The organism is Jiangella ureilytica (genome assembly GCF_004348545.1).
Lineage (GTDB): Bacteria > Actinomycetota > Actinomycetes > Jiangellales > Jiangellaceae > Jiangella > Jiangella ureilytica.
Window position 1 is genome coordinate 96636 of sequence record NZ_SMKL01000007.1, and the last position, 24161, is coordinate 120796.

Below are 24161 nucleotides of genomic sequence, written 5' to 3' on the forward strand. Positions count from 1 at the left end.
TCGCCCAAGGAGAGAGTCCCCATCATGTCCACCGTCACCTCGGCCGACGGCACCACCATCGCCTACACGAAGGTCGGGTCCGGCCCAGCGCTGATCCTGGTCGACGGCGCCCTGTGCCACCGCGACTTCGGCCCCATGGCAGACCTCGCCGACGGCCTGGCCGCCAGGTTCACCGTCTACTTCTACGACCGCCGCGGCCGGGGCGAGAGCACCGACACCGCGCCGTACGCCGTCGAGCGCGAGGCCGAGGACCTCGAGGCGCTGATCGCCGAGGCAGGCGGTGACGTGCTCATGTACGGCTGCTCGTCAGGCGCCGCGCTGGCGCTCGAGGCGGCGAAGCGGCCCGGCTCCGGGGTGCGCAAGCTGGCGCTCTACGAACTGCCGGCCATCACCGACGACACCGGCAAGCAGTGGCCCCCGGACCTGCTGTCGCGCACCGACGAGCTGGTCGCCGCCGACCGGCGCAGCGACACCGTCAAGCTGTTCATGAAGACGGTCGGCACGCCCTCGTTCGTCATCGCGATCATGCGCCGCACGAAGGTGTGGAAGCGGCTCATGGCCGTCGCCCACACCATCCCCTACGACTTCCGGGTGCTCGGCGACACCGGCTACGGCAAGCCGTTCCCGGCCGACCGCTGGTCCGCGGTGACTCAGCCGACGCTGGTCATGGTCGGCGGCAAGAGCCCCGAGTACATGCGCAACAGCCAGCGCCGGCTGGCCGAGCTGCTGCCCAACGCCGAGCACCGGACCCTGCCCGGCCAGACCCACATGGTGAAGGCCGCCGTGCAGGTGCCGGTGCTCGCGGAGTACTTCAGCTCCTGACCACCTCCTGCGGCCGCTCCCCGGTGGCCGCGGCTGCCGCCGTCGCCGCCGGGCGCCGCCGCGGGATCAGCAGCCCGGCGGCGGCGCCGAGCACGGCGAGCACGGAGGCACCGGCCAGGGCGGCCACGAACCCGTCGGTGAACGCCCGCGGCGACTCGTAGCCGCCCCAGCCGGCGAACACCGCGACCAGCACGGCGACACCGAAGACGCCGCCCAGCTGGCGGAGCATGGTGTTCGTGCCGGCGCCCTTGCCGATCATGTGCGGCGGCACGGCGCCGACCACGGAGTTCTGGGTGGCGGGAATCGCCATCGCGATGCCGATGCCGCTGATGACCAGCGGCGCCACCAGCGGCCCGTACGCCATGCCCGGCTCGGCGACCAGCGCGATCCAGCCGAACCCACCGGCCTGCAGCAGCAGCCCGCCGACCAGGAACGGCCGCTCGCCCAGCCGGTCGACCAGCGCACCCGCCAGCGGCGCCACGACCATGAGGCAGCCGGTCCAGGGCACCAGCCGCAGCCCCGCCTCGAACGGCGAACGGCCCAGGCCGATCTGCAGGAACTGCGCGATCACGAACAGCGTGCCGAACAGCGACGCCGTCAGCAGGAAGCCGGTCGCGTTGCCCGCCGAGAACGCCCGTGACCGGAAGAACTCCAGCGGCAGCATCGGCTCCTGCGCGCGCCGCTCCCAGGTGACGAACGCGACCAGCAGCAGCGCGCCGAGCACCAGTGACGCCACGACCTCGGCGCTCCCCCAGCCGGCGACGTTGCCGCGCACCAGCCCCCAGACCAAGCCGAACGCTGCCGCCGTCCCCAAGGCAAGGCCGGGGAGGTCCAGACCGGTGCCGGCGCCGCGGCTCTCCTCGATGCGGGTCAGCACGAACGGCAGCACCAGCAGCCCGAGCGGCACGTTCAACCAGAAGATCCACTCCCAGGACACGCCCTCGGTGATCGCGCCGCCCAGCAGCGGGCCGCCGACCACCGACAGGCCGGTGACACCCATGAAGACGCCCATCGCCCGGCCGCGCCGTTCGGGCGGGTAGGCGGCGCTGAGGATCGCCAGCGAGAGCGGCATCAGCAGCGCCGCGCCGGCGCCCTGGGCGACCCGGGCGGCGATCAGCCAGCCGACGCCCGGCGCCAGCGCACACGCCGCCGAAGCGACGGTGAACGCGACCAGGCCGGCGGCGAACAGCCGGCGGCGGCCGTACCGTTCACCCAGCGCCGACCCGGTCATCAGCAGCACCGCCAGGCTGAGGTTGTAGGCGTTGACAGTCCATTCCAGCTCCTCCAGCGTGGCGCCGAGATCGTCCCTGATGGTGGTGAGCGCGACCGTCACGATCAGTGTGTCCAGGGCCACCATCAGCGAGGCGATCGAGGTGAGGGCCAGTACCCAGGCCCGGTGCGAGCGGGGCGTCATCACGCGACTCCATCCATGTCCACGAATCCGTCACCCGGGCAGATCCGCGCCCGGCGCGGAGATCGCCGATGACTTCCGCGGCGTCGGCGGATCTGTACGGGTATGAGGACGCACGAGGAGGATCGATGACCGTGACGACCGAGTCGGCGGCCGACGCGTTCGCCCGGCAGACCGACCCGTACCGCCGGGAGCTGCTGGCGCACTGCTACCGCATGCTCGGGTCGCTGCACGACGCCGAGGACACCGTCCAGGAGACCTACCTGCGGGCCTGGCGCGGCTTTGCCGGGTTCGAGGGCCGGGCGTCGCTGCGGACCTGGCTGTACACGATCGCGACCCGGGCCTGCCTGCGGGCTCTGGAGTCGCGGGGGCGGCGAGCGCTGCCGTCGGGCCTGGCCGCACCGGGCGCCGACCCGGACGCACCGCTGGACCCGCCGCTCACCGACGTGCCGTGGCTGGAGCCGTTCCCGGACGCGGGTGCCGACCCGCACGGCGGCGACCCGGCCGCCGTCGCCGCCGGCCGCGAGAGCACGCGGCTCGCGCTGGTGGCCGCGCTGCAGTACCTGCCGGCGCGGCAGCGGGCGGTGCTGATCCTGCGCGACGTGCTGCGCTGGCGGGCCGCCGAGGTGGCGTCACTGCTCGACACGACGACGACGGCGGTCAACAGCGCGCTGCGGCGAGCGCGGGCGCAGCTCGACGGGCTGGAGGCGGACGCCGTCGCCCCGGCGCCGCTGGACGCGCGGCAGCGTGATCTGCTCGACCGCTACGTGACGGCGTTCGAGCGGGCCGACGTCGAAGGCCTGGTCCAGCTGCTGGCGGGCGACGCCGTCCTCGAGATGCCGCCGCACGCGACCTGGTTCCGGGGCGCGGAGCGAATCGGCCGATTCCTGGCGCCGCGGCTCGGCGCGCCCGGCGACATGCTGACCGTCCGCATCCGGGCCAACGGGCAGCCGGCGCACGCGATGTACAAGCGCGGCGCCGACGGTGTTCACCGGGCACACGGGCTGGTGGTGCTGACGGTGGCCGGCGCGCGGATCGACCGGCTGACGGTGTTCCTGGGCTCCGAATGGGTCAGTGCCTGCGGTCTGCCCGCCGTGCGAGCTGCCGGCGCCACCACGTGACCCAGGTGAACGGGCTGATCGGGTTGCCCCGCTGGGCGCGGGCCTGATCGGCGGCGGCGCGCTCGGCCGCGGCCGCCTGCTCGGCCGCGACGGCGCGTTCGGCCCGCGCCTGCTCCTCGGCCGCCGCGCGTTCGGCCCGCGCCGTGCGCCACTCGGCGACTACGGTGTCGGCGTCGACCGGCCCGACCGGGATGTTGGGGCCGGACGGCGCGCGCAGCCACTGGACGATGCGCTCGTTCAGCTCGCCGACGACGTCGCGAACCCCCTGCTCGGTGCGGACGTCGCGGAGCGTCTCGGGCAGCCGGTGGATCTCTTTGCGCAGCCGCAGCGGCGTCGGCAGCAGCGCGTCGGTGGACTCGCCCTCGCGGGCCAGCTTGTCGCGGATCCAGGCGTACTCGTCGCCTGGACGGCGGGGGGGCAGCGGCTTGCCGGTGAGCGGCAGGTCGTCGAACTCGCCGCGCTCCTGAGCCTCGCGGACCTGCTTGTCGATCCACGTCTCGAAGCCCATGTCGGCCGGCTTGCGTTCCGCCATGACCCCATGGTCGCAGGTGGAGGTCGTCAACCCGGCGGGAGGGCCTTCTCGAACCAGTGGTGGGCGTACGGCTCGTCGTTGAACGCGTCGGTTTCGACGTAGCCGGCCGACCGGTACAGCGCGATGGCCTCGGTCAGGGCCGCGTTCGTCTCGAGCCGGACGGCGGGCGCGCCCGCCGCCGTCGCCCGGCGTTCCAGCTCGGCCAGCAGCCGGCGGCCCACACCCAGGCCGCGCGCACTGCCGTCGACCCACATGCGCTTCAGCTCGGCCGGCTCGGTGCCGTGGAACTTCAGCGCGCCGCATCCCACCGGCGCCTCGTGCAGGGTGGCGAGCAGGAGCAGGCCGGCCGGCGGGCGCAGGTCGGCGGCGTCGGCGCGGATGCTGCGGCCGGGGTCGAAGCCGGTCTCGAACCGCTCGTTCAGCTCGGCGGCGTAGGCGCGCAGGCAGTGCCGGGCGGCCGGGTCCTCGGGGTCGGCCGGCGCGATGCGCACCGTCGCCGCCGTCAGCAGCCGCTCCACCTCGGCCATGGCGGCGACCAGCCGGTCGCGCTGCCCCTCGTTCAGGGCCTCGAGCAACTGGGTGGCGAGCTCATCGCTGCGCTCGTCGAGCACGTCCTTCTCGGCCTCGCCCGCCTCGGTGAGCCGGGCCAGCGTGACCCGGCGGTCGGCCGGGCTGCGCTCCGTCGTGACCAGGCCTGACGCCTCGAGCGAGCGGAGCAGCCGGCTCACGTAGCCGGAGTCGAGGTCGAGCGCCGTGCGCAGCGACCGCACGTCGCGGCCGTCGCTCCCGGAGCCGATCTCCCACAGCAGACGTGACTCCCCCAGCGGCCGGTCGCGGGCCAGGAACCGGTCGGTGAGCGCCCCGACCTGCTGCGTGACGACCCGGTTGAACCGGCGGACCTGCGCGATCATCACCTCGTCCATTCTCTGACTCTAGTCAGGTTTTTCCGTACCCCCTAGAGTCGGCCCATGGCGGAACTCGATCTGACCGGGCGGCGGGCGCTCGTCACCGGCGGGGGCAGCGGCATCGGCGCCGCGGTGGCCCGGCGCCTCGGCACGGCCGGCGCTCACGTCATCGTCGCCGACGTCGACGGCGACCGCGCGGCCGCCGTCGCCGCCGAGTGCGGTGGCGAGGCCTGGCAGGTGGACCTCTCCGACACGGCGGCGCTGGCTTCGGTCGAGCTGGACGTCGACGTCCTGGTCAACAACGCCGGCATCCAGCACGTGGCCCGGCTCGAGGAGTTCCCGCCCGACCGGTTCGCGTTCATGCTGCGGCTCATGCTCGAGGCGCCGTTCCTGCTCGTCCGGGCCGCGCTGCCGGGCATGTATGCGCGCTCGTGGGGGCGCGTGGTCAACGTGTCGAGTGCGCACGGGCTGCGGGCCAGCCCGTTCAAGTCCGCCTACGTGTCGGTCAAGCACGGCCTCGAGGGCCTGTCGAAGGTGACGGCGCTCGAGGGGGCGGCGCACGGCGTGACCTCGAACTGCGTCAACCCCGGGTATGTCCGCACCTCGCTGGTCGAGGCGCAGATCGCCGACCAGGCCAGGGTGCACGGCCTGCCGGAGGACCGCGTGGTCAGCGAGATCCTGCTCGCCAACGAGGCGATCAAGCGCCTCATCGAGCCCGGCGAGGTCGCCGAAGCGGTCGCCTACCTGGCGAGCCCGGCGGCGCAGTCGGTCACCGGCACGAACCTCGTCATCGACGGCGGCTGGTCGGCCCGCTGACGCGGTCGTCTGACACGGCCCTAGACCGAGGTGCCGACGGCGTAGGCGATGAGGCGGACGGCCTGGGGCTCGAAGAGGACGGTGTAGTGGTTGACGCCGCCGGCGGGGAGGATGCGGACGGTCGCCGGGAGCTCGGCGGCGGCGATGCGGTCGGCGTCGAGGAGGCCCTGCGGCTCGTTCATCAGGCCGCGCGCGGCGTACAGCAGCGTCGCCGGGGCCGTCCCCTCGCGCAGCGAGCGCAGCACCACAGGATCGGCCAGCACGTCGGCGCCGTCGGCCCGCACGGCATCCAGAACGCACGACGACCGGCGTTCGCCGTCGCGGCCGACGAGGTCGTGGCGCAGGTATGCCGCCAGCAGGTCGCCGTACGGCGCGGACAGGCCGGGGCCGATGGCCGGGTGCTCGCGCCAGAAGTCCAGGTAGGCGTCATCGTCCGGGAAGGTCATCGAGAGCCGGGTCATCGCCGGGCCGATGACCTTCTCGAGCGCCTCGTCGATGTCGCCCTCAGGGGCCGGGAAGCCGACCCCGCCGTCGACCAGCACCAACGAGGACACTCGCGACGGATGCAGGTACGCCGTCAGTGCCGCGACGTAGGCGCCCATCGAGTGGCCCAGCAGGATCGCGTGCTCCACCCGCGCCGCGTCGAGGACGGCGACGACGTCGGCGGCGTGGGCGGCCAGGCCCCATGGCCCGCGGACCGACCGGCTGTCGGCGCGGCCGCGCAGGTCCGGCGCCAGCAGCCGGACGTCGCCGTTCAACGCCTGGGCGACCGCCCCGAACGCCAGCGCGTTCGCGGTGATGCCGTGCAGCGCCATGACGACGGGGCTGCCGGCCGGCGCGTGCCCCAGCTCGTGGACCGCGAGCGTGCCCCCGTCGACCGCGACCCCGAGTGTCATCGTCGGTCCAACCCGCTGATCAGCGCGGCCACGAACTCGTCGGGCTTTTCGATGTGCGGGCTGTGTGCGGTGTCGTCGATGACGGTCTCGGTGGTGTCGCCGCCGGCCGCCCGGTAGCGGTCGAGGACGGCGCGGGTCTGGGCGACCATGGGCTGCGGCGGGGCGACGTCGGCGCCCGGCCAGTCCGGCACCGCGCCGATGGAGCCCAGGTACGCCAGGTCGAACAGCGAGGTGTCGGAGACGATGACATCGTGGGAGCCGCGGATCCAGTGGATCGGTGGCTTCGGGTCGATCGCGTCGAGACCGTCCAGCCGCAGGTGCGTCGGCGCCATGGTGTTCAGCACGCCGCGGGTGCCCGGGCCCACGCCCGGCCAGGCGTCGGCCGGCACGGAGTCGCCGGGATAGTGGTCGTCGCCGACGGCGGTGGTCAGCATGGACGACACGTACGCCTCGGTCTCGTCGGGCGGCGGGACGAACGGCGGCTTCACGTACGCGGCCAGCATCATCGGCCGGGGCGAGGTGGGACCGTCGTCGCTGCGGTCGCCGTCGCGCAGCCGGGCCACGAAGTCGGGATTGGCCGCGCCGCCGCCGGACCCGGCCGCCGACGGATCGACCAGCACGCCGTCGGGCCCGCTGGTGGCGCCGAAGCCGTACGGCGACACCGGGTTGACCAGCGTGACGGAGCGGTACCGGGCCGGGGTGTCGAGCAGCAGCTGCAGCACGACGGCGCCGCCCATGCTCCAGCCGACCAGGTGGGCGCCGTCGAGGCCCAGCGTGTCGAGCAGCCCGGCGACGTCGTCGGCGTAGTCGCGGACGCCCCGCGTGGCGTCGACGGGCAGGGTGTCGGTGCCGCCGAACCCGCGCAGGTCGACTGCGACCGGGCGGAACCGTTCCGGCAGCCGGAGCATGGCGTGCTGCCAGAACACGCTGGACGAGACATTGCCGTGGACGAACACCACGGGCTCACCGTCGTCGCGGCCGGCCACCATGAGCGTGCTGACGGTGAGCCGCGGCGTTGGGTGGCGCGACTGCACCACCCCAGGCATGAGCGTCGATGTCATGGCCCCCTCCTCAGGCAGATCATGCCCTACATCGGGGCTCAGTACCGAGCCCTACTCGCCCGGGTAGCGCAGCCCGATCTGCCGGCGGATCTCGTCCATGGTCTCCATGATCGCGACGGTCTCGTCGAGCGGCATGATGTCGCTCTCGGTCGCACCCTCGCGCAGCAGCCGGCCGACCTCGATCGCCTGGTGGCGCAGTCCGCCGCCGATGCGCGGCTCGTCGAACCGCTCCGGCGCCTGCGAATTGGGTCTGCGCAGCGAGAACGACGTCGGCGTGTACCAGACGTCGTCGATCTCGACGCGCGCCAGCGTGCCCGTGATGACCGCGCGGTTCGCCGTCCGGGCGCCGAGGGTGGTGGTGACGACGGCGTGCGCGCCGGTCTCGTACGTGAACACCGCCGACGTCTGCGCGTCGAGGCCGTTGGGCAGCAACGTGCCGGCCGCGGTGACGGTGGCCGGGCGGCCCAGCACGTACGACGCGAACGAGATCGGGTAGACGCCGAGGTCGAGCAGAGCGCCGCCGGCCAGCGCGGGATCGTGCAGGCGATGGCCCCCGCCGGCCGGGATGGCCTGGCCGTGGTCGGCGACCACCGTCGTGACGTCACCGAGCGTGCCCGAGCGCAGCAGCTGGTCGATGCGGCGGAAGTGCGGCAGGAACCGCGTCCACATCGCCTCCATGAGGAACAGCCCGCGCTCGCGCGCCAGCGCCACGACGCCGCGGGCCTCGGCGCCGGTGACGGTGAACGGCTTCTCGCACAGCACCGGCTTGCCCGCCTCGAGCGCGAGCCGGATGTTCGCGGCGTGCGCCGTCTGCGGCGTCGCGATGTAGACGACGTCGACATCGGGGTCGGCGACCAGCTTCTCGTACGAGCCGTGGGCCCGCGGCACGTCGAACCGGCCGGCGAAGCGGCTCGCGCTCTCGTCGCTGCGGGAGCCGACCGCGATCACCTCGGCGTCGCCGACGAGCTGCAGGTCGCGCGCGAACGAGGCCGCGATGCCCCCGGTGCCCATGAGCCCCCAGCGGATCCGGCCGGCCGTGTCCGTCATCTGTCCCCTTAGCGGTACCCGGTGACGTCGGCGGGCTTGCCGGCGTCCTGCACCTCCACGAGGTACCGCCACGCGTCGGGACGGCTGCCGTCGAGGTCGGTGAAACGATAGACCTGCGCCAGCTGCCCGCTCGACAGCGACTGCCCGTTCCAGCGTGCGACGTCGGCGTCGGCGGCCAGCGCGGCGACCGCCCGGCCGACGTAGCGCGGCGTCTCGGAGATCGCGAAGTGCGGCACGGTGGTGAGCGCGTCGCGCCAGTTCTCCTCGGTGACGCCGAAATGGTTCAGCATCAGCTCCGACCGCAGCCAGCCCGGCGTGAGCGCGACGGCGGTCGCCCGGTGCGGGGCCAGCTCCTGGGCCTGGGCGAACGCCATGCGCAGCACGGACGACTTCGCGAGGTCGTAGAAGAACGAGACCCGGTAGTGGGTGGCGTTGTAGTCGGCCGTGCCGTCGGTCATCTCGACGACCAGTCCGCCCGGCTGCCGGAGCAGCAGCGGCAGCGCGAAGTGGCTGGTGATGATGTGGGTGTCGATGGCGAGCCGGAGGATCCGCAACCCCTTCTCCAGCGAGTGCTCCCAGAGCTTGTCCTCCCAGGCGAACAGCAGCTCGCCGCCCCAGATGTCGTTGACCAGCACGTCCAGCCGGCCCTGCTCCGTGTCGATGCGGTCGACCAGCGCCTGCACCTGCTCGGGCACCAGGTGGTCGGTCTGCACCGCGATGCCGGTGCCGCCGGCCGCGGTGACCAGCTCCGCGGTCTCCTCGATGGTCTCGGGCAGGTTCTGCTCGGACCGCTGCGCCCGCGTGCTGCGTGCCGAGCAGTACACCGTCGCGCCGGCCGCCCCCAGCTCGACGGCGATCCCCCGCCCCGCGCCGCGCGACGCCCCCGCGACGAGCGCGACCTTGCCTTCCAGCGTCTTCTCCATGCGTCCATGGTGCGGCCGCATTCCTGACACCGAGTGTCAGTCACTCGCCTTCGGCGAGTCTCTTCAAGTCCGCCAGACGGCGGTCCCAGGCGGCCGCCGTCGCGTCGACCCAGCGGGCGGTCGACGCCAGCCGCTCCGGCCGGACGGCGTAGCGCACCTCGCGCCCGGCCCGGTGCCGGCGCACGAGGTCCGACCGCTCGAGGACGGCGAGGTGCTTGAGCACGCCCGGCCGGCTGATCGGCAGCTCGCGTGCCAGCGCCGACGCGCTGTGCTCGCGGTCGGCCAGCAGCGCCAGCAGCCGCCAGCGCATCGGGTCGGCCAGGGCGGCGAACACCTCGACCGGCGGATCGCCGGTGGCCGAGCCCGCGGTCATGCGGGCTGCTTCCGGGCGAGATCGGCCAGCGTCGTCAGCCCGCCGCCCCAGCCGTCCTCGACCACCCGGACGTGCGCCGCCTTCTCCTCGTCGGTCATGGCGAGCGCGGCGAAGCCGCTCTCGGTGACCCGGACGGTGGTGCCGCCCTCCGCCGTCGCCCACAGCTCGATGGCGACGTGGGTCTGCCGGCCGGGCTCCGGCTCGGAGTCGGGCGCCCTCGCGTAGCGGTAGGTCAGCCGGTACGGCGGCTCGACCTTCTCGATGACGCCGCGGTACGTGCCGTGCTCGCTCCAGTGATGGACGATGCTGCCGCCCGGGCGCAGGTCGATGGCGGCGCCGTCGAACGCCCACCAGACCCGCACGTTCTCGGGCCGGGTGACCAGCTCCCACACCCGCTCCACCGGCGCCGCGATCTCCACCTCGCGCCTGACGTCGTCGGGCATCGGCGCCTCACCTCCCAGGGCGACGAACTGTCACCCCAGGGTTACACAGCACTGCACCGGATTGCAACCGAACGGTTACAGATCGCGGGGGAGCTTGAAGCGGTACCCGAGGCCCGGCTCGGTGATGAAGTAGCGCGGCGTCGACGGCTCGGGCTCCAGCCGCTGGCGGATCTGCGTCATGAACACCCGCAGGTAGTTGGTCTCGGTCCCGTACGCCGGGCCCCACACCTCGTGCAGCAGCTGCTCGTAGGTGACCAGCCGCCCGTGGTGACGGACCAGCATCTCGACGATGTGCCACTGCCGCGGCGTCAGCCGGACCGCGGCGCCGTCGCGGGTCACGCGCTTGGCGGCGAAGTCGATGGTGAAGTCGTCCGTCGACACGACGGCGTTGCCGTCGGGCAGGACGGCGCGCCGGGTCGCGGCGCGAAGCCGGGCGAACAGCTCGTCCATGCCGAACGGCTTGGTGAGGTAGTCGTCCGCGCCGAGATCGAGCGCCTCGACCTTGGCCGCCTCGGTCCCGCGCCCGGAGAGCACCACGATGGGCACCGACGACCAGCCGCGGATGCCGCGGACCACGTCGAGGCCGTCCATGCTGGGCAGCCCGAGGTCGAGGATGACGGCGTCGGGATGGTTGCGGGCGGCCAGCTGCAGGGCCCGCTCACCGCTGCCGGCCAGGTCGGCGGTGTATCCCCGGGCCTTCAGGTTCAGTGCGAGGGTCTTGCGGATGCCGGCGTCGTCGTCGACGACGAGGACGCGGCCGGCTGACTCCATGTCGCCGATCGTAGCCGGGCACATCGGTCAGACTGGGGTCATGGCACGCGGGCAGCTGCGGATCTACCTGGGCGCCGCGCCGGGCGTCGGCAAGACGTTCGCCATGCTCGAAGAGGCGCACCGGCGCCGCGGCCGCGGCACCGACGTCGTCGCCGGGTTCGTCGAGGTGCACGGGCGGGCCCGCACCACGGAGCAGATCGGCGACCTCGAGGTGGTCCCGCGGCGCACCGTCCACTACCGCGGCGCCAGGTTCGAGGAGATGGACCTCGACGCCGTCCTGCGCCGCAAGCCGGAGGTCGCGCTGGTCGACGAGCTCGCGCACACCAATGTGCCCGGCTCGCGCAACGCCAGGCGCTGGCAGGACGTCGAGGAGCTGCTCGACGCCGGCATCACCGTGCTGTCGACGGTGAACATCCAGCACCTCGAGTCGCTCAACGACGTCGTCGAGCAGATCACCGGCGTGCCCCAGCGCGAGACGGTGCCCGACGAGGTGGTCCGCCGCGCTGACCAGGTCGAGTTGGTCGACATGACGCCCGAGGCGCTGCGCCGGCGCATGGTGCACGGCAACGTCTACCCGAAGGAGTCGATCGACACGGCGCTGGGCAACTACTTCCGGGTCGGCAATCTCACGGCGCTGCGCGAGCTGGCCCTGCTGTGGCTGGCCGACAAGGTCGACGACCAGCTCGACCGGTACCGCGCCGACCACGGCATCGACGACACCTGGGAGGCCCGCGAACGGGTCGTCGTCGCGCTGACCGGCGGCTCCGAGGGCGAGACGCTGATCCGCCGCGCCTCCCGGATCGCCGCCCGCGGCAAGGGCGCGGACCTCATGGCAGTGCACGTCGTGCCCAGCGACGGGCTGGTCGGCGCCGATCCGACGCAGCTGGCCCGGCAGCGGCTTCTGGTCGAGAGCCTCGGCGGCACGTATCACCAGGTGCTCGGCGAGGACATTCCGGCGGCGCTGCTCGAGTTCGCCCGCGGTGTCAACGCCACCCAGCTGGTGCTCGGCGCGAGCCGCCGCGGGCGGCTGGCCCAGCTGTTCTCGCGCGGCGTCGCGCTGACGACGATGTCGCTGTTCGGCTCGATGGACGTCCATCTGGTCCCGCACCAGCAGGCCGGCCGCGGACGCACCGCCGCGCTGGGCAGCGCGCTGTCGCGGCACCGCCAGGTCGCCGGCTTCGTCGTCGCGCTGGTGGGGGTGCCGCTGCTGATCCTCGGCGTCCGGCTGCCCGAGGACGACGTGTCGCTGGCGACCGGCGAGCTGTTGCTGCTGGCGATGGTCATCGCGGCGGCGCTGGCCGGCGGCATGTGGCCGGCGCTGCTGGCGGCCCTCGGCGGTTTCCTGCTGCTCAACTGGTATTTCACCGAGCCGATCCACTCGCTGGAGGTCAACCGGCTCGAGAACGTCATCACGCTGGCGGTCTTCCTGCTCGTCGCCGCGTCGGTGAGCGTCGTCGTCGACCAGGCGGCCCGGCGCACCCGCGAGGCGGCCCGCGCGAGCGCCGACGCACAGAGCCTCGCCACCGTCGCCGGCAGCATGGTCGGCAACCCGCGTCCGCTCATCGGGCTGCTGGAGCGGCTGCTCGAGACGTACGCGCTGGCGTCGGTGACGCTGCTGGAGCGCCGGCCCGACGCGCCACGGCTGCCGGGCAGCCAGCACGACCCGGACCTGTGGACGGTGGTCGCCTGCGTCGGCGAGCGGCCCTGCCTCACCCCGGCCGAGGCCGACGTCGAGGTCCCCATCGACGACGTGCTGTCGCTCGCCCTGCGCGGTCCCGGCGCCCTGCCGGCCGAGGACCGCCGGGTCTTCGAGGCGTTCGCCGCCCAGGCCGCGCTGGCCCTCCGGCAGGAGCGGCTGGCCCGGCAGGCGGCGTCGGCCGGCACGATCGCCGAGGCCGACCGGATGCGCACGGCGCTGCTGGCCGCCGTCAGCCACGATCTGCGCACGCCGCTGGCCGCCGCCAAGGCCGCGGTCACCAGCCTGCGCAGTGACGAGGTCCGGTTCGACGCCGACGACCAGGCCGAGCTGCTGGCCACCGCGGACGAGTCACTGGACCGGCTCGCGGCGCTCATCGCCAACCTGCTCGACATGAGCCGGCTGCAGGCGGGAGCGCTCGGGGTGACGCTGCTGCCGACGGCGGCCTCCGACAGCGTCGCGCGGGCCCTCGACGAGCTGGGCGAGCCGGGCCGTGCCGTCGTCGTCGACCTGCCGGCCGGCCTGCCGCCGGTCCAGGCCGACCCCGCGCTGCTGGAACGGGTGCTGGTCAACGTCATCGGCAACGCGCTGCGGTTCAGCCCGCCGGACCGCCCGCCCACCGTCACCGCCCGCGAGGACGACGACACCGTCGAGCTGCGGATCGTCGACCACGGGCCGGGCATTCCCGAGGACCAGCGCGACCGTGTCTTCGTCCCGTTCCAGCGGCTCGGCGACAGCGCCACCGGCGTCGGCCTGGGTCTGGCGCTCTCGCGCGGGCTGACCGAGGCGATGCGCGGCACGCTCGTCCCCGAGACCACGCCCGACGGCGGCCTGACGATGCGGGTGAGACTCGCCGCCGCCGACACCGGCAGCTGGCAGAGTGGTTCCCGATGAGCGACTCGATGACCCGGGCGGCGACGGCGTTCCTGGCCGCCCTGGAGCCCGGCCGGCTCGCCGCGGCGAGCGCCCCGTTCGACGCGCCGGACCGGCGTACCTTCACCTACCTGCCGCGGTCGCGGCCGGGCCTCGCGCTGGCGGACATGACGCCGTCGCAGCGGGAGCTGGCCATGGAGTTGCTGGCCAGCGGGCTGTCGGCGCCCGGGCTGGCGGACGCGCGGGCGATCATGGAGCTCGAGACGGTGCTCGGCGCCGTCGAGCGGGCCGCCGGCAAGGAGACGTGGGAGCGCCGGCAGCCGCTGCGGTACTGGTTCCGCGTGCACGGCGAGCCCGGGTCCGCGGCGTGGGCGTGGAAGGTGGGCGGCCACCACCTCGCCGTCACGCTCACCGTCGTCGATGGGCGGGTCGCGGCGACGCCGCAGTTCTTCGGCGCCAACCCCTCGACCGTGCCGCCCGGCTACCCCGGGGCCGGACGGCGGACGCTCGCTCCGGAGCAGGACCTCGGGCGAGCGCTGGTGCGGGCGCTGCCGGCGGAGCTGCAGGCGGTCGCCGTCGTCTCACCGGAGGCGCCGCGCGACATCCTCACCCGCGACGACCCCGTCGCCGATTCCGGCCGGATCGCGCCGGGCCTGGCGTACGGCGACCTGCCCGCCGGCGGGCGCGAGCTGCTGGAGCGGCTGATCCGGTGGTATCTGGGCCGGGTGACGGCGTCCGCCGCGGACCCCGCCTGGGCGTCGATCGAGGCCGCCGGCCTGGAGCGGGTGACGTTCCGCTGGGCCGGCCCGGTCGAGCCCGGCCACGGCCACTACTACGCCGTGCTGGGCCCGACGTTCCTGCTGGAGTACGACAACACCCAGCAGGACGCCAACCACGTCCACTCGGTCTGGCGCGACCTGCGCCACGACTGGGGCGACGACCTGCTGGCGGCGCACCACGCCGCTCACCACTCAGCGCACCACTCCTAGGGAGTGAGCACCCGCGTGACCAGGAAGTCGCGGACCACCCGCTGGAACCGCTCCGGCTCCTCCATCGGCGGGGAGTGGCCGGACTTCTCGAACACCACCAGCTGCGAGTCGGGGATCAGCGACGCGATGGTCTCGCTGCACTCCACCGGCGTGATCCAGTCGCTGCGGCCCACCGTCACCAGCGCCGGGCAGGTCACCGACGGCAGGCCCGGCTTGACGTCGTAGGTCAGCTGGTTCACCGAGAAGGCGAAGTTGTGCGTGGCGTAGTGGTAGTCGACGGAGCCGACTCGCGCCGCGATCGACGCCGGGTCGTACTCGTGGTCGTAGAGCGGCAGGATCGACGCCCAGCAGTCGCGGAAGTCGTCGTTGTCGCGGATGCGGCCCTCCATGATGCGGGCGAGCTTGTCTTCGTCGACCTCGATGCGCGACGACGCGCGCGCGTTGGCCATCGCCGCTTCCTCGTGCGAGTGGTCCGGCGCGGTGTCGCGCAGGACCAGGGCCAGCACGCGGTCGGGGTGGGCGATGGCGTACTCCATCGCGAGGAAGCCGCCGTACGACCCGCCGGCCATGACCAGCGACTCCGCGCCGGCCCAGGCCCGCAGCGCGTCGATGTCGGCGACCCACTGCTCGTGCGTGAACGGCGGGACGTCGCCGCTCTTGCCGCTGCCGCGGGCGTCGAACACCAGCACCCGGAAGAGGTCGGACAGGTGGCCGAACGCCGCCTTGGGCTCCTTCTTCGACCCCAGGCCGGGAGCGCCGTGGTGCGCGATGAGCAGCGGCTTGCCCGGGTCGTCGCCGCCGAGCAGCTCGACGTCGAGCAGGTTGCCGTTGATCTCCACGATCATGGATGCGCTCCTCACAGCTCGATGACGACGTCGTCGAGGTCTCGGGGGAAGGCGGTCAGCCGCTCCGGCCCGTCCTCGGTGACCAGCACGGTGTCCGAGATGCGGTAGCCGGCGTGGCCGGGCACGTAGATGCCGGGCTCGCTGGACACGACCATGCCGGGCGCGAGCTCGGTGTCGTCGCCGTCGGACAGCCACGGCGGCTCGTGGAAGTCCAGGCCGATCCCGTGCCCCTGACGGTGCCGCAGGTACCCGCCGTAGCCGGCGTCGCGGATGACGTCGAGGCAGGCCCGGTTGACGTCCTGGCAGCGCGCCCCCGGGCGCAGCGCCCGGGTGCCCACCTCCTGCGCCCGGTGGTCGGCGGCGAAGTAGGCCATCTGCTGCTCGGTCGGCTCACCGAGGAAGAACGTCCGCTCGCTCTCGGCGTACCGGCCGCCGACGGCCCCGCCCAGCGACAGGATGAACGTGTCGCCTGGGCGCAGCCGGTACGACGACGGCAGCCCGTGCGGGTAGGCGGAGTTGGCGCCGCCGTAGACGAGGCCGCCGGTCAGCATCGGCACCACGACGACATCGGTGTGCGTCTGGTACATCCAGCGGGCTCCGGCGCGGACCACGTGATCGGCCAGCTCGGCCTCGGTGGGCAGCTCGCCGCTGCCGACGGCCGCCGCGACCAGCTCCACGCCGGCCGCCAGCATGACGTCGCCGAGCCGGCCGGCCTGCCGGTGCAGCTCGATCTCCTCGGGCTGCTTCACCAGCCGCAGCTCGTCGACCAGCGACGACATCCGCCACGTCACGCCGCCGAACACCGTCTCCAGCTGGGCCAGCCGGCCCGTCGACAGCGCCGGCGAATGCCCCCACACGCCACTCGACGGCACCGCCTCGGCCAGCGCGGCGAACGGGCTGTCGACACCGGGGAACTCCTCGAACGCCACCAGCTCGTCCACGACCGCGCCCTGTGCCTGCGCGTGCTCGCGCTCCAGCTCCGGCACCAGCAGCACGACACGGTCCGCGCCCACCCAGACGACGGCGGGCCGCTCGTTCGGGTGGTGGAAGAAGCCGGTCAGATAGGCGACGTCGTGCCAGTCGTCGACGACGACGGCGTCGAGCCCGGCCATCTCCATGCGCGCCCGCAGCCGGGCGTGGACGTCGCGGTAGAACGCGGCGGGCAGCCGCTGGGAGAAGGTCATCGGCTCCGGTCCTGTCGGGTTCGGGGGTTGCGGGCGTCGTTGTAGGCCAGCGCGACCAGGGTGGCCGCGACGACCAGCAGCAGGACGGCCAGCGACGGGAAGAACGCCGTCCACCACGACGAGCTGAGCGCGCCGGAGCGCTGGGCGTTGTAGAGGATGGTCCCCCAGGACCAGCTGGACGGGTCGCCCAGACCCAGGAACGCCAGTCCCGCCTCGCTCAGCACCGCCCGCGACGCCGTCACCACCACCGACACCGCGATCACCGGCGAGACCGCCGGCAGCACGTGCCGCAGCAGCACCCAGCGGTTCGGCGCCCCCATCACGTGCGCGGCGTCGACGTAGGACAGCGTCACGATCGGCAGCGCCTGTGAGCGGACCACCCGGGCCACCTCGGGCCAGGAGAACACCGCGATGACGAGGACGAGGGTCGTGACGCTGGGTCCGGCCAGCGCCGCCACCAGGATCATCAGCGGCAGCACCGGCAGCGAGAGCATCACGTCGACGAACAGCCCGAGCAGGCCGTCCAGGCGCTTGAAGTACGCGCCGCCGACGCCGACCGCCACGCCGAGCACGATGGCCAGCGCGGACGCGCCGAGGCCCACCGCCATGCTCGTCCGCGTACCCCAGACGACCTGGGCGAAGATGTCGCGGCCGAGGTGGTCGGTGCCGAACCAGTGCGCCGCCGACGGCCCGGCGAGCACGTCGTCGCCGTAGCCGCGTGGGTAGTCGGCGATCAGCGGAGCGGCCACCGCGACCAGCAGCAGCAGCACCAGCAGCCCGGCCGCGACCAGGCCGAGCGGGTTGTGCCGGAACGCCCGCCAGGTGCGGCTGGCCGGCGTCGGCTCCGCCGCGACGGCCGTCAGCTCCTCGCTGAGCCCGCTCATGCCGCACGCACCCGCGGGTCGAGGAGGCCGTAGGCGAGGTCGGTCAGCAGGTTCGCCACCACGACCGCGGCCGCCAGCAGCACGAACGCGCCCTGCAGGACCGGGAAGTCGAGCTGGCCGACCGACTCGTAGATCGCCCGCCCGACGCCCGGGTAGGCGAAGATCGTCTCGGTCAGGACGGCGCCGCCCACCAGGAAGCCCAGCTGCAGCCCGACCAGCGTCGTGGTGGGCAGCAGCGCGTTGCGCAGGGCGTGCTTCCAGACCACCCGGTGCTCCGGCGCGCCCTTGGCCCGGGCGACCGTGCAGTACTCCTCGCCGAGCGCGTCGATGAGGTTCGTGCGCAGCGTGAGCACGTAGGCGCCGATCTGCAGCACGACCAGGCTCAGGCACGGCAGCACGAGGTGCCGCAGCATGCTCGCGTACGCCTCCAGCCCGTAGACGTCGTCGTCGATGGCGCCGCCGATCGGGAACCAGCCGAGCCAGAGCCCGAACGTGTAGAGCAGCGCGATGCCCACCGTCGGGACGAACAGCGACTGCCCGACGACGCCGCCGATCTGGATGACGCGGTCCAGGGCGCCGCCGCGGTGGGTCGCCGCCAGCACGCCCAGCGGCAGCCCGATGAGCAGCGTCACTATCAGCGCGCTGCCGGTGAGGATGAGCGTCCACGGCAGCCGTTCCAGCAGCACGTCCGCGACCGGGACGGACTGCCGGAACGACACGCCGAGGTTGCCCTGCAGCAGTTCACCCAGGTACGTCACGTACTGCACCGCGAGCGGCCGGTCGAGCCCGAAGTCGGCGAGGATCTGCTGACGCTGGTCCTCGCCCATCGTCGGGCTCGCGATGGCCAGCGCCGGGTCGCCCGGCAGCAGCCGCACGAGGAAGAACGTGACGCTGACCGCGAACCAGAGGGTGAGCAGGCCGCGGAGCACCCGCAGCGAAGCGAACCGGAGCAGGGCCATGAGCGCTCAGTCCGCCGCCCGCACCGACGCCAGCGACTGCGGGTTGACCACCGAGAGCAGCTCGCTGGGCTTGGGCTGGAAGCCGGTCCACTCGTTCGAGGCCGCGAAGGTGAACTGCTCGACGTACATGACGTTGTCGTAGACCTGCTCGGTGACGATGCGGGCCAGTTCGTGCAGCGGCCCGCGCGCGTCCTCGACGGTCAGCGCCGACGACGCCTCCGCCAGCAGCCGGTCGATCTCGGGGTCGTTCACGCCGGCGTAGTTGATGAACCCCTCAGGCGCGAACAGCAGCGAGAAGTTCGACTGCGGCTCGTCGATGATCGCCCACGACCCGGCGTAGATGTCGAAGTCCCGTTCGTTGGTCCGGGCGAGGTACGTGTTGCGCTCCAGCCCGGCCAGTGTGATGGTGATGCCGGCCTCGGCCGCCTGGTCGCGCACCAGCTCCGCCCACGAGGAGATGTTCGGGTCGCCGGCGTCGTAGATCATCTCCAGCTCGAGGTTCTCGACACCGGCCTGCGCCAGCAGCTCGCGGGAGAGCTCGGGGTCGTACTCGTACTCCTCGGCCGTCTCGTCCACCCACTGCTTGAACGTCGGGGTGAGTACGCTGGAGTTGGCCGACACCGCGTTGCCGCCGAGCACGACCTCGCGGATGGCCTCGTAGTCGACGGCGTGCGCGAGCGCCCGGCGGACCTCGACCCGGTCCAGCGGCGAGCGGCGCATGTTGTACTGCATGTGCGCCCAGCCCAGCGACGGGACGCTGAACGTCTGCAGCTCCTCGTCGCCCTCGATGTCGCGGGCCACCGACGGCGGCAGTGCGTTGCCGATGAGGTCGATCTCGCCGGAGCGCAACGCCAGAACCTCGGTGTTGACGTCGGGGTAGACGCGGAACACCACCCGGTCCAGCGCGGCCCGGCCGTCCTCGGCCAGCGGGTAGGTGTCCACCGCCTCCAGGACGTAGCGCTGCCCGCGCTCGACCCGGGTGAGCACGAACGGACCGGCCGACACCCAGTCGGAGTCGTTGGCGAAATCGGCCACCGACGGCGCCTGCCCGAACACGTGCTCCGGGACGATGGGCATCCAGAACCCGATGCTGTTGAGGAACGCACCGTCCGGCCGGCTCAGGGTGAACTCGATCCGGGTGTCCGAGGCGGCCGTCGCGGACTCGTACGCACTGATCATGCCGGCGACGGTGCCCAGCTGCTCGGCCTTGACGGCGTCGATGGTGAAGACGACGTCCTCGGCGGTCAGCGGCTCGCCGTCGGACCACTCCATGTCGTCGCGGATCTCGATCCACGCACTCAGGCCGTCCTCGCCGTAGCCCCACTCGGTCGCCAGCGCCGGCACCTTCGTGCCGTCGTCGTCGATGGTCATCATCGCGGGGTACATCAGGTTCGTGACCCAGCTGTCGGTGCGGCTGTTTCCGACCAGCGGGTTGAAGTTGACGACGTCCGCGGTGGTGCCGATGGCCAGCTCGCCGCCGCTGCCGCCGTCGGAGCGGCCCGGGTCCTCGGACTCGCCGCCCGAGGCGCCGTCGGGCTCGGACGGGACGCAGGCCGCCAGGCCCGCCAGCGTCAGGGCCACCGCCGCGCCCAGCGCGACGCGCCGGCGCAGACCGCGCGTAGTGCTCATCTCTCCCAGACCTCCTCGATGACACGCATGGCGTTGCCGCCGATGACGGCGCGGATCTCGTCGTCGGAATAGTCGTGCGTGACCAGCCAGCCGACGATGTTCCAGAAGCACTCGGCCGGGTTCTCCAGGCCGTCGACGTACTCGACCTCCTCGTAGTCGACCGAGCCGTGGGCGTCGCCGATCGACAGGTGGCCGGCGAACAGGTGGTGCAGCCCGACGTGGTCGCCGAACAGCGTGTCCGGCCCGAACCCGACGTGCTCGATGCCGACCAGGTCGGCGCAGTACACGAAGTGGTCCATCACCGACTCGAGGCTGTGCCGCGGGTGCTGCGGCGACAGCGTCGTGTGCGGCGCGGCCTCCAGGCCGATGACGCCGCCGCGCTCCGCGCAGGCCTTGATGACCTCGTCCGGCTTCATCCGGTTGGTCGGCCACACCGAGCGGGCGCCGGCGTGCGTGATGATGATCGGCTTCGTCGAGTGCTCGATCACCTCCAGCGAGGTGAGGTCGCCCGAGTGCGAGACGTCGACGACGATGCCGAGCGTGTTCATGCGCTCCACGGCCTTGCGCCCGAACGCGGTGAGCCCGCCGTCGCGGCGCTCCTTCAGCCCGCTGCCGAGCGTGTTGGCCTCGCTGTAGGCGATGCCGAGCTGGCGGACCCCGAAGCCGTAGAGGATGTCGATGCGGTCCAGCTCGTTCTCGATCGGGGTGGAGGCCTCCAGCCCGGCGATGAGCGCGATGCGCCCGGTCTCGTGCGCCCGGCGGATGTCCGCCAGCGTCTCGGCCTTGATGACGAAGTCCTGGTGCGCGAGGTCGGAGAAGCGCATGCCGAGATCGGCGATGATGTCGGTCCACTTCCAGCCGGCGTGGCTGGTCACGCACGCCGTGCCGTCCATGAAGTTGTCGATGACCGCGGTGAGGCCGGACCGCGCGAGGCCCTCGTACCCGGTGCGGTGCCGCCCGTGGCGGTTGTAGTCGATGGTCTCGCCGATGTCGTCGGGGAACCTCGTCGGGTGCTCGTGGGTCGAGACGACGACGCTCTCGGTCAGCAGCCGGGTCACCCGGTCGCGCTGTGCGTCGGACAGCTCCAGCCCGCCGTACTGGGGCACCCGGCCGAGCTCTGGCGCCAGATCGAACGCCTTGTAGTCGACGCCTTCACGCAAGTAGCTGTACGAGCGATATCCGTCGTAGCGCTTCGCGGGTTCGAGCACGGCAGACCTCCCGGAATCCTTCATCAACGTCACCGACGATGGCAGATATCGGCATGCACAGCAAGTCCCACGACGGAGATCGGCGTAACGTTCATGTTGCACGCTGGATTTCGGCGCCACCTCCGATACGATGGCCGCCATGACCGAGGAGACCGCGCTCGACGATCTCGACCGGCGCATCGTCGCCGCACTGCAGACGCACGGCCGGGCGACGTGGCAGCAGATCGCGCGGGCCGTCGGCACCTCCGACACGACGGCGGCCCGGCGGGCGCAGCGGCTGTTCGGCTCCGGTCTCGTCCGCGTCGTCGCGTCCGCCGACCCGCTGCGCAGCGTGGGCGGCTACCCGGTCCTCGTCCAGGTCACCTGCCGCGTCGGCCAGGCGCCGCGGGTCGCCGCCGAGCTGGCCGCCCGGCCGGACGTGCGGTTCGCCGCGCTCATCACCGGCACGTTCGACCTCATCGTCGAGCTGATCGTGCCGTCGCAGCGCGCACTGGCCAGGGTGCTGTTCGAGGAGATCGAGCAGGTCGACGGCATCCTGTCGACGGTCACCGAGACGGTGATCGCCCAGCACAAGGTCGCCAACGTGTGGGCGCACGGCACGCTATTACCGGAGGCCATCGCGACGCTGGAGTCCGAGCGCGGGCCGATCGAGCAGCGCGACCCGAAACCGCTCGACGAGCGCGACCACGCCCTCGTCGGGCTGCTCGGCGAGGACGCCCGGCTCAGTTTCGCCGAACTGGCCGTCCGGCTCGACATGAGCGAGTCGATGGTCAAGCGCCGGCTGGACACGCTGACCCACGACGGCCGCGTCCGCTACACGACGATCGTCCGGCCGGAGCTGCTCGGCTACGGCGTCGAGGTGTTCTACTGGCTCGCCGTCGACCTGCGTCACCTCGGCGAGACCGCCAAGGCGCTGGGCGAGCGACCGGAGGTGCGCTACCTTTCCTCCACCGCCGGCTACAGCGACCTGACCTGCGAGGTCGTCCTCCGGCACCAGGACGACCTCCTGAGCTTCAACACCCGCGTGCTCGGCGAGCTGCCCGGCATCCGCCGGGTCGAGATCGGCCTCGAGCTGATCACCGTCAAGCGCGCCTTCACCCTTGTCGAAGGGGGCGCCCTGTGACCACGCCCGCGCTCGCGATCCACCGCCTCGGCGTCGAGTTCCGCACCGGCGACGGCACCACGACGGCCGCGCGCGACGTCAGCATCGAGGTCCGGCCCGGCGAGATCCTCGCACTGGTCGGCGAGTCCGGCTCCGGCAAGAGCGTCAGCGCCCTGTCCGTGCTGGGACTGCTGCCGCCGACCGCCGTCCGCACCGGGCGCATCGAGGTCGGCGGCCGCGACGTCACTACGCCGGACGGGCCGACGCTGCGGCGGCTGCGCGGCCAGGACGTCGCCATGGTGTTCCAGGACCCGATGACGGCGCTCAACCCCGTCTTCACCGTCGGATCGCAGATCGTCGAGGCCCTCCGGCTGCACACCGACCTCAGCCGCCGGGCCGCGCGGGCGCGGGCCGTCGAGCTGCTCGGCCTGGTCGGGTTGCCCGACCCGGAGCAGCGGTTCGGGTACTACCCGCACCAGCTCTCCGGCGGGCAGCGGCAGCGCGCCATGATCGCGATGGCCATCTCGTGCGACCCGGCCGTCCTCATCGCCGACGAGCCGACGACGGCGCTCGACGTCACCGTCCAGGCGGAGATCCTCTCGCTGCTGCGCAGCCTGCGCGACCGGCTGGACTCCGCGATCCTCATCATCACGCACGACATGGGCGTCGTGGCCGACATCGCCGATCGCGTGGTCGTCATGCGCGACGGCGAGATCGTCGAGGAGGCACCGGTCGAGCAGCTGTTCGCACGGCCGGCGCAGCCCTACACCCGCGACCTGCTGGCCGCCGTGCCGTACCTGGGCCGGCAGGAGGTCCGGCCGCCGGCGGCGGTTCCGGCCGGCTCGCGGGGCGCGGCGCTCGAGCTGCACGACGTCGTCGTGGAATACCCGGGCGGGCTCGGCCGCCCGGCCTTCCGCGCCGTCGACGGGGTGTCGCTCACCGTGCCGCGCGGGCAGGTGCTCGGCCTCGTCGGCGAGTCGGGGTCGGGCAAGTCCACGATCGGCCGGTGCGTCGTCGGACTGCTGCGGGCGGCCTCAGGACGCGTGGTCGTCGACGGCCAGGACGTCACCAAGGCGTCGCGACGGCAGCTGCGCGCGCTCCGGCGCACGGTGGGCATGGTCTTCCAGGATCCGGCGTCGTCGCTGAACCCGCGTTATCCGATCGGCGACAGCATCGGCGAGCCCTTGCGCCTGGACGGACGGCCCAAGGCCGAGGTGGCGCAGCGGGTCACCGAGCTGCTCGACGGCGTCGAGCTGCCGGCCGCCTGGCGGCACCGCTACCCCCACGAGCTCTCCGGCGGGCAACGGCAGCGGGTCGGCATCGCCAGGGCCCTGGCCCTCGAGCCCGTCCTGCTCGTCGCGGACGAACCGACCAGCGCCCTCGACGTGTCGGTGCAGGCCAAGGTGCTCGAACTGCTCATGGAGCTGCAGGGCCGGCTGGGATTCTCGTGCCTGTTCATCAGCCACGACCTCGCCGTCGTCGAGCTGCTGGCCGGCCACATCGCCGTCATGCACCGCGGCACGATCGTCGAGCAGGGCACCAGCACCGAGATCCTGTCCGCGCCCGGCGCCGACTACACCCGGCGGCTGCTGGCGGCCGCGCCGGTCCCGGACCCGGTCGAGCAGCGCCGGCGGCGGGCCGAGCGCGAGCGGAGCGCCGCACCCGCCTGAG

General features: G+C 72.9%; 23 protein-coding genes. 7 read left to right on the forward strand and 16 right to left on the reverse strand.

The genetic code is table 11. The features are described 5' to 3' along the window. Positions 1–24 precede the first annotated feature (24 nt). Entirely contained in the window at positions 25–822 is a 798-nt protein-coding gene (locus tag E1212_RS04790; RefSeq protein ID WP_131979867.1) for an alpha/beta fold hydrolase, read from the forward strand. On the opposite strand, the gene E1212_RS04795 is transcribed toward E1212_RS04790, so the two are convergent. After that, positions 812–2236 (reverse strand): MFS transporter, encoded by a 1425-nt coding sequence (locus E1212_RS04795; RefSeq protein ID WP_131979869.1) that lies wholly within the window; start codon positions 2234–2236, stop codon positions 812–814. The two genes, E1212_RS04790 and E1212_RS04795, sit on opposite strands and share 11 nt — an antisense overlap. 125 nt (positions 2237–2361) lie before the next feature. On the opposite strand from E1212_RS04795, the gene E1212_RS04800 reads away from it, so the two are divergent. Beyond that, positions 2362–3354, forward strand: coding sequence for a sigma-70 family RNA polymerase sigma factor (locus E1212_RS04800; protein ID WP_131979871.1), 993 nt, complete (start codon positions 2362–2364; stop codon positions 3352–3354). On the opposite strand, the gene E1212_RS04805 is transcribed toward E1212_RS04800, so the two are convergent. Both E1212_RS04805 and E1212_RS04810 read right to left on the reverse strand, forming a co-directional pair. Then, a complete protein-coding gene (locus tag E1212_RS04805) occupies positions 3305–3886 on the reverse strand; it encodes a DnaJ family domain-containing protein (RefSeq protein ID WP_131979873.1) in 582 nt (193 codons plus the stop codon). The two genes, E1212_RS04800 and E1212_RS04805, sit on opposite strands and share 50 nt — an antisense overlap. A gap of 26 nt (positions 3887–3912) precedes the next feature. Then, positions 3913–4809 (reverse strand): bifunctional helix-turn-helix transcriptional regulator/GNAT family N-acetyltransferase, encoded by an 897-nt coding sequence (locus E1212_RS04810; protein WP_131979875.1) that lies wholly within the window; start codon positions 4807–4809, stop codon positions 3913–3915. A gap of 45 nt (positions 4810–4854) precedes the next feature. Between E1212_RS04810 and E1212_RS04815 the strand changes: the two genes are divergently transcribed. After that, positions 4855–5607, forward strand: a complete 753-nt coding sequence (locus tag E1212_RS04815) for a 3-hydroxybutyrate dehydrogenase (protein WP_131979877.1) — start codon at positions 4855–4857, stop codon at positions 5605–5607. 20 nt (positions 5608–5627) lie between these two features. Here the strand turns inward: E1212_RS04815 and E1212_RS04820 are convergent, their stop codons facing one another. The 7 genes from E1212_RS04820 to E1212_RS04850 form a co-directional block, all read right to left on the reverse strand. Then, positions 5628–6503, reverse strand: coding sequence for an alpha/beta hydrolase (locus tag E1212_RS04820; protein WP_131979879.1), 876 nt, complete (start codon positions 6501–6503; stop codon positions 5628–5630). Continuing rightward, the gene (locus tag E1212_RS04825; RefSeq protein WP_131979881.1) at positions 6500–7564 is read right to left on the reverse strand and encodes an alpha/beta hydrolase; all 1065 of its coding nucleotides are present in this window, start codon (positions 7562–7564) and stop codon (positions 6500–6502) included. The genes E1212_RS04820 and E1212_RS04825 overlap by 4 nt, the downstream gene beginning before the upstream one ends. A gap of 51 nt (positions 7565–7615) precedes the next feature. Then, complete coding sequence (locus E1212_RS04830) at positions 7616–8611, reverse strand: Gfo/Idh/MocA family protein (protein ID WP_131979883.1); 996 nt, start codon at positions 8609–8611, stop codon at positions 7616–7618. Positions 8612–8619: 8 nt separating this feature from the next. Beyond that, positions 8620–9534 carry an SDR family oxidoreductase gene (locus E1212_RS04835; protein WP_131979885.1) on the reverse strand — a complete coding sequence of 305 codons (915 nt, stop codon included), beginning with the start codon at positions 9532–9534 and terminating at the stop codon, positions 8620–8622. Between the two features lie 40 nt (positions 9535–9574). Beyond that, complete coding sequence (locus E1212_RS04840; protein WP_131979887.1) at positions 9575–9907, reverse strand: ArsR/SmtB family transcription factor; 333 nt, start codon at positions 9905–9907, stop codon at positions 9575–9577. Beyond that, a complete protein-coding gene (locus E1212_RS04845; protein ID WP_131979889.1) occupies positions 9904–10350 on the reverse strand; it encodes an SRPBCC domain-containing protein in 447 nt (148 codons plus the stop codon). Before E1212_RS04845 ends, E1212_RS04840 begins: the two co-directional genes overlap by 4 nt. 75 nt (positions 10351–10425) lie before the next feature. Continuing rightward, positions 10426–11121 (reverse strand): response regulator, encoded by a 696-nt coding sequence (locus E1212_RS04850; RefSeq protein WP_131979891.1) that lies wholly within the window; start codon positions 11119–11121, stop codon positions 10426–10428. A gap of 40 nt (positions 11122–11161) precedes the next feature. On the opposite strand from E1212_RS04850, the gene E1212_RS04855 reads away from it, so the two are divergent. Then, positions 11162–13711, forward strand: a complete 2550-nt coding sequence (locus tag E1212_RS04855; protein ID WP_131979893.1) for a sensor histidine kinase — start codon at positions 11162–11164, stop codon at positions 13709–13711. Further along, complete coding sequence (locus E1212_RS04860; protein WP_131979895.1) at positions 13708–14679, forward strand: DUF3500 domain-containing protein; 972 nt, start codon at positions 13708–13710, stop codon at positions 14677–14679. Before E1212_RS04855 ends, E1212_RS04860 begins: the two co-directional genes overlap by 4 nt. Here the strand turns inward: E1212_RS04860 and E1212_RS04865 are convergent. Genes E1212_RS04865 through E1212_RS04890 form a run of 6 tightly spaced genes read right to left on the reverse strand, consistent with a single transcriptional unit; the run spans position 14676 to position 21388 of the window. Continuing rightward, on the reverse strand, positions 14676–15524 hold the full coding sequence (locus E1212_RS04865) for an alpha/beta fold hydrolase (RefSeq protein WP_131979897.1): 849 nt from the start codon (positions 15522–15524) through the stop codon (positions 14676–14678). The genes E1212_RS04860 and E1212_RS04865 overlap by 4 nt on opposite strands. Before the next feature lie 11 nt (positions 15525–15535). Continuing rightward, a complete protein-coding gene (locus E1212_RS04870) occupies positions 15536–16708 on the reverse strand; it encodes a M24 family metallopeptidase (RefSeq protein ID WP_131979899.1) in 1173 nt (390 codons plus the stop codon). Next, positions 16705–17592: an ABC transporter permease gene (locus E1212_RS04875; RefSeq protein ID WP_131979901.1), complete on the reverse strand. Its 888-nt coding sequence runs from the start codon at positions 17590–17592 to the stop codon at positions 16705–16707. The genes E1212_RS04870 and E1212_RS04875 overlap by 4 nt, the downstream gene beginning before the upstream one ends. Beyond that, a complete protein-coding gene (locus E1212_RS04880) occupies positions 17589–18551 on the reverse strand; it encodes an ABC transporter permease (protein WP_131979904.1) in 963 nt (320 codons plus the stop codon). The genes E1212_RS04875 and E1212_RS04880 overlap by 4 nt, the downstream gene beginning before the upstream one ends. Positions 18552–18557: 6 nt before the next feature. Next, a complete protein-coding gene (locus E1212_RS04885) occupies positions 18558–20180 on the reverse strand; it encodes an ABC transporter substrate-binding protein (protein ID WP_203416405.1) in 1623 nt (540 codons plus the stop codon). After that, positions 20177–21388 carry a dipeptidase gene (locus tag E1212_RS04890; RefSeq protein WP_131979906.1) on the reverse strand — a complete coding sequence of 404 codons (1212 nt, stop codon included), beginning with the start codon at positions 21386–21388 and terminating at the stop codon, positions 20177–20179. Before E1212_RS04890 ends, E1212_RS04885 begins: the two co-directional genes overlap by 4 nt. A 139-nt stretch (positions 21389–21527) precedes the next feature. On the opposite strand from E1212_RS04890, the gene E1212_RS04895 reads away from it, so the two are divergent. Then, positions 21528–22511 carry an Lrp/AsnC family transcriptional regulator gene (locus E1212_RS04895; RefSeq protein ID WP_162605313.1) on the forward strand — a complete coding sequence of 328 codons (984 nt, stop codon included), beginning with the start codon at positions 21528–21530 and terminating at the stop codon, positions 22509–22511. Further along, positions 22508–24160, forward strand: coding sequence for an ABC transporter ATP-binding protein (locus E1212_RS04900; protein WP_131979910.1), 1653 nt, complete (start codon positions 22508–22510; stop codon positions 24158–24160). Before E1212_RS04895 ends, E1212_RS04900 begins: the two co-directional genes overlap by 4 nt. Position 24161 lies beyond the last annotated feature (1 nt).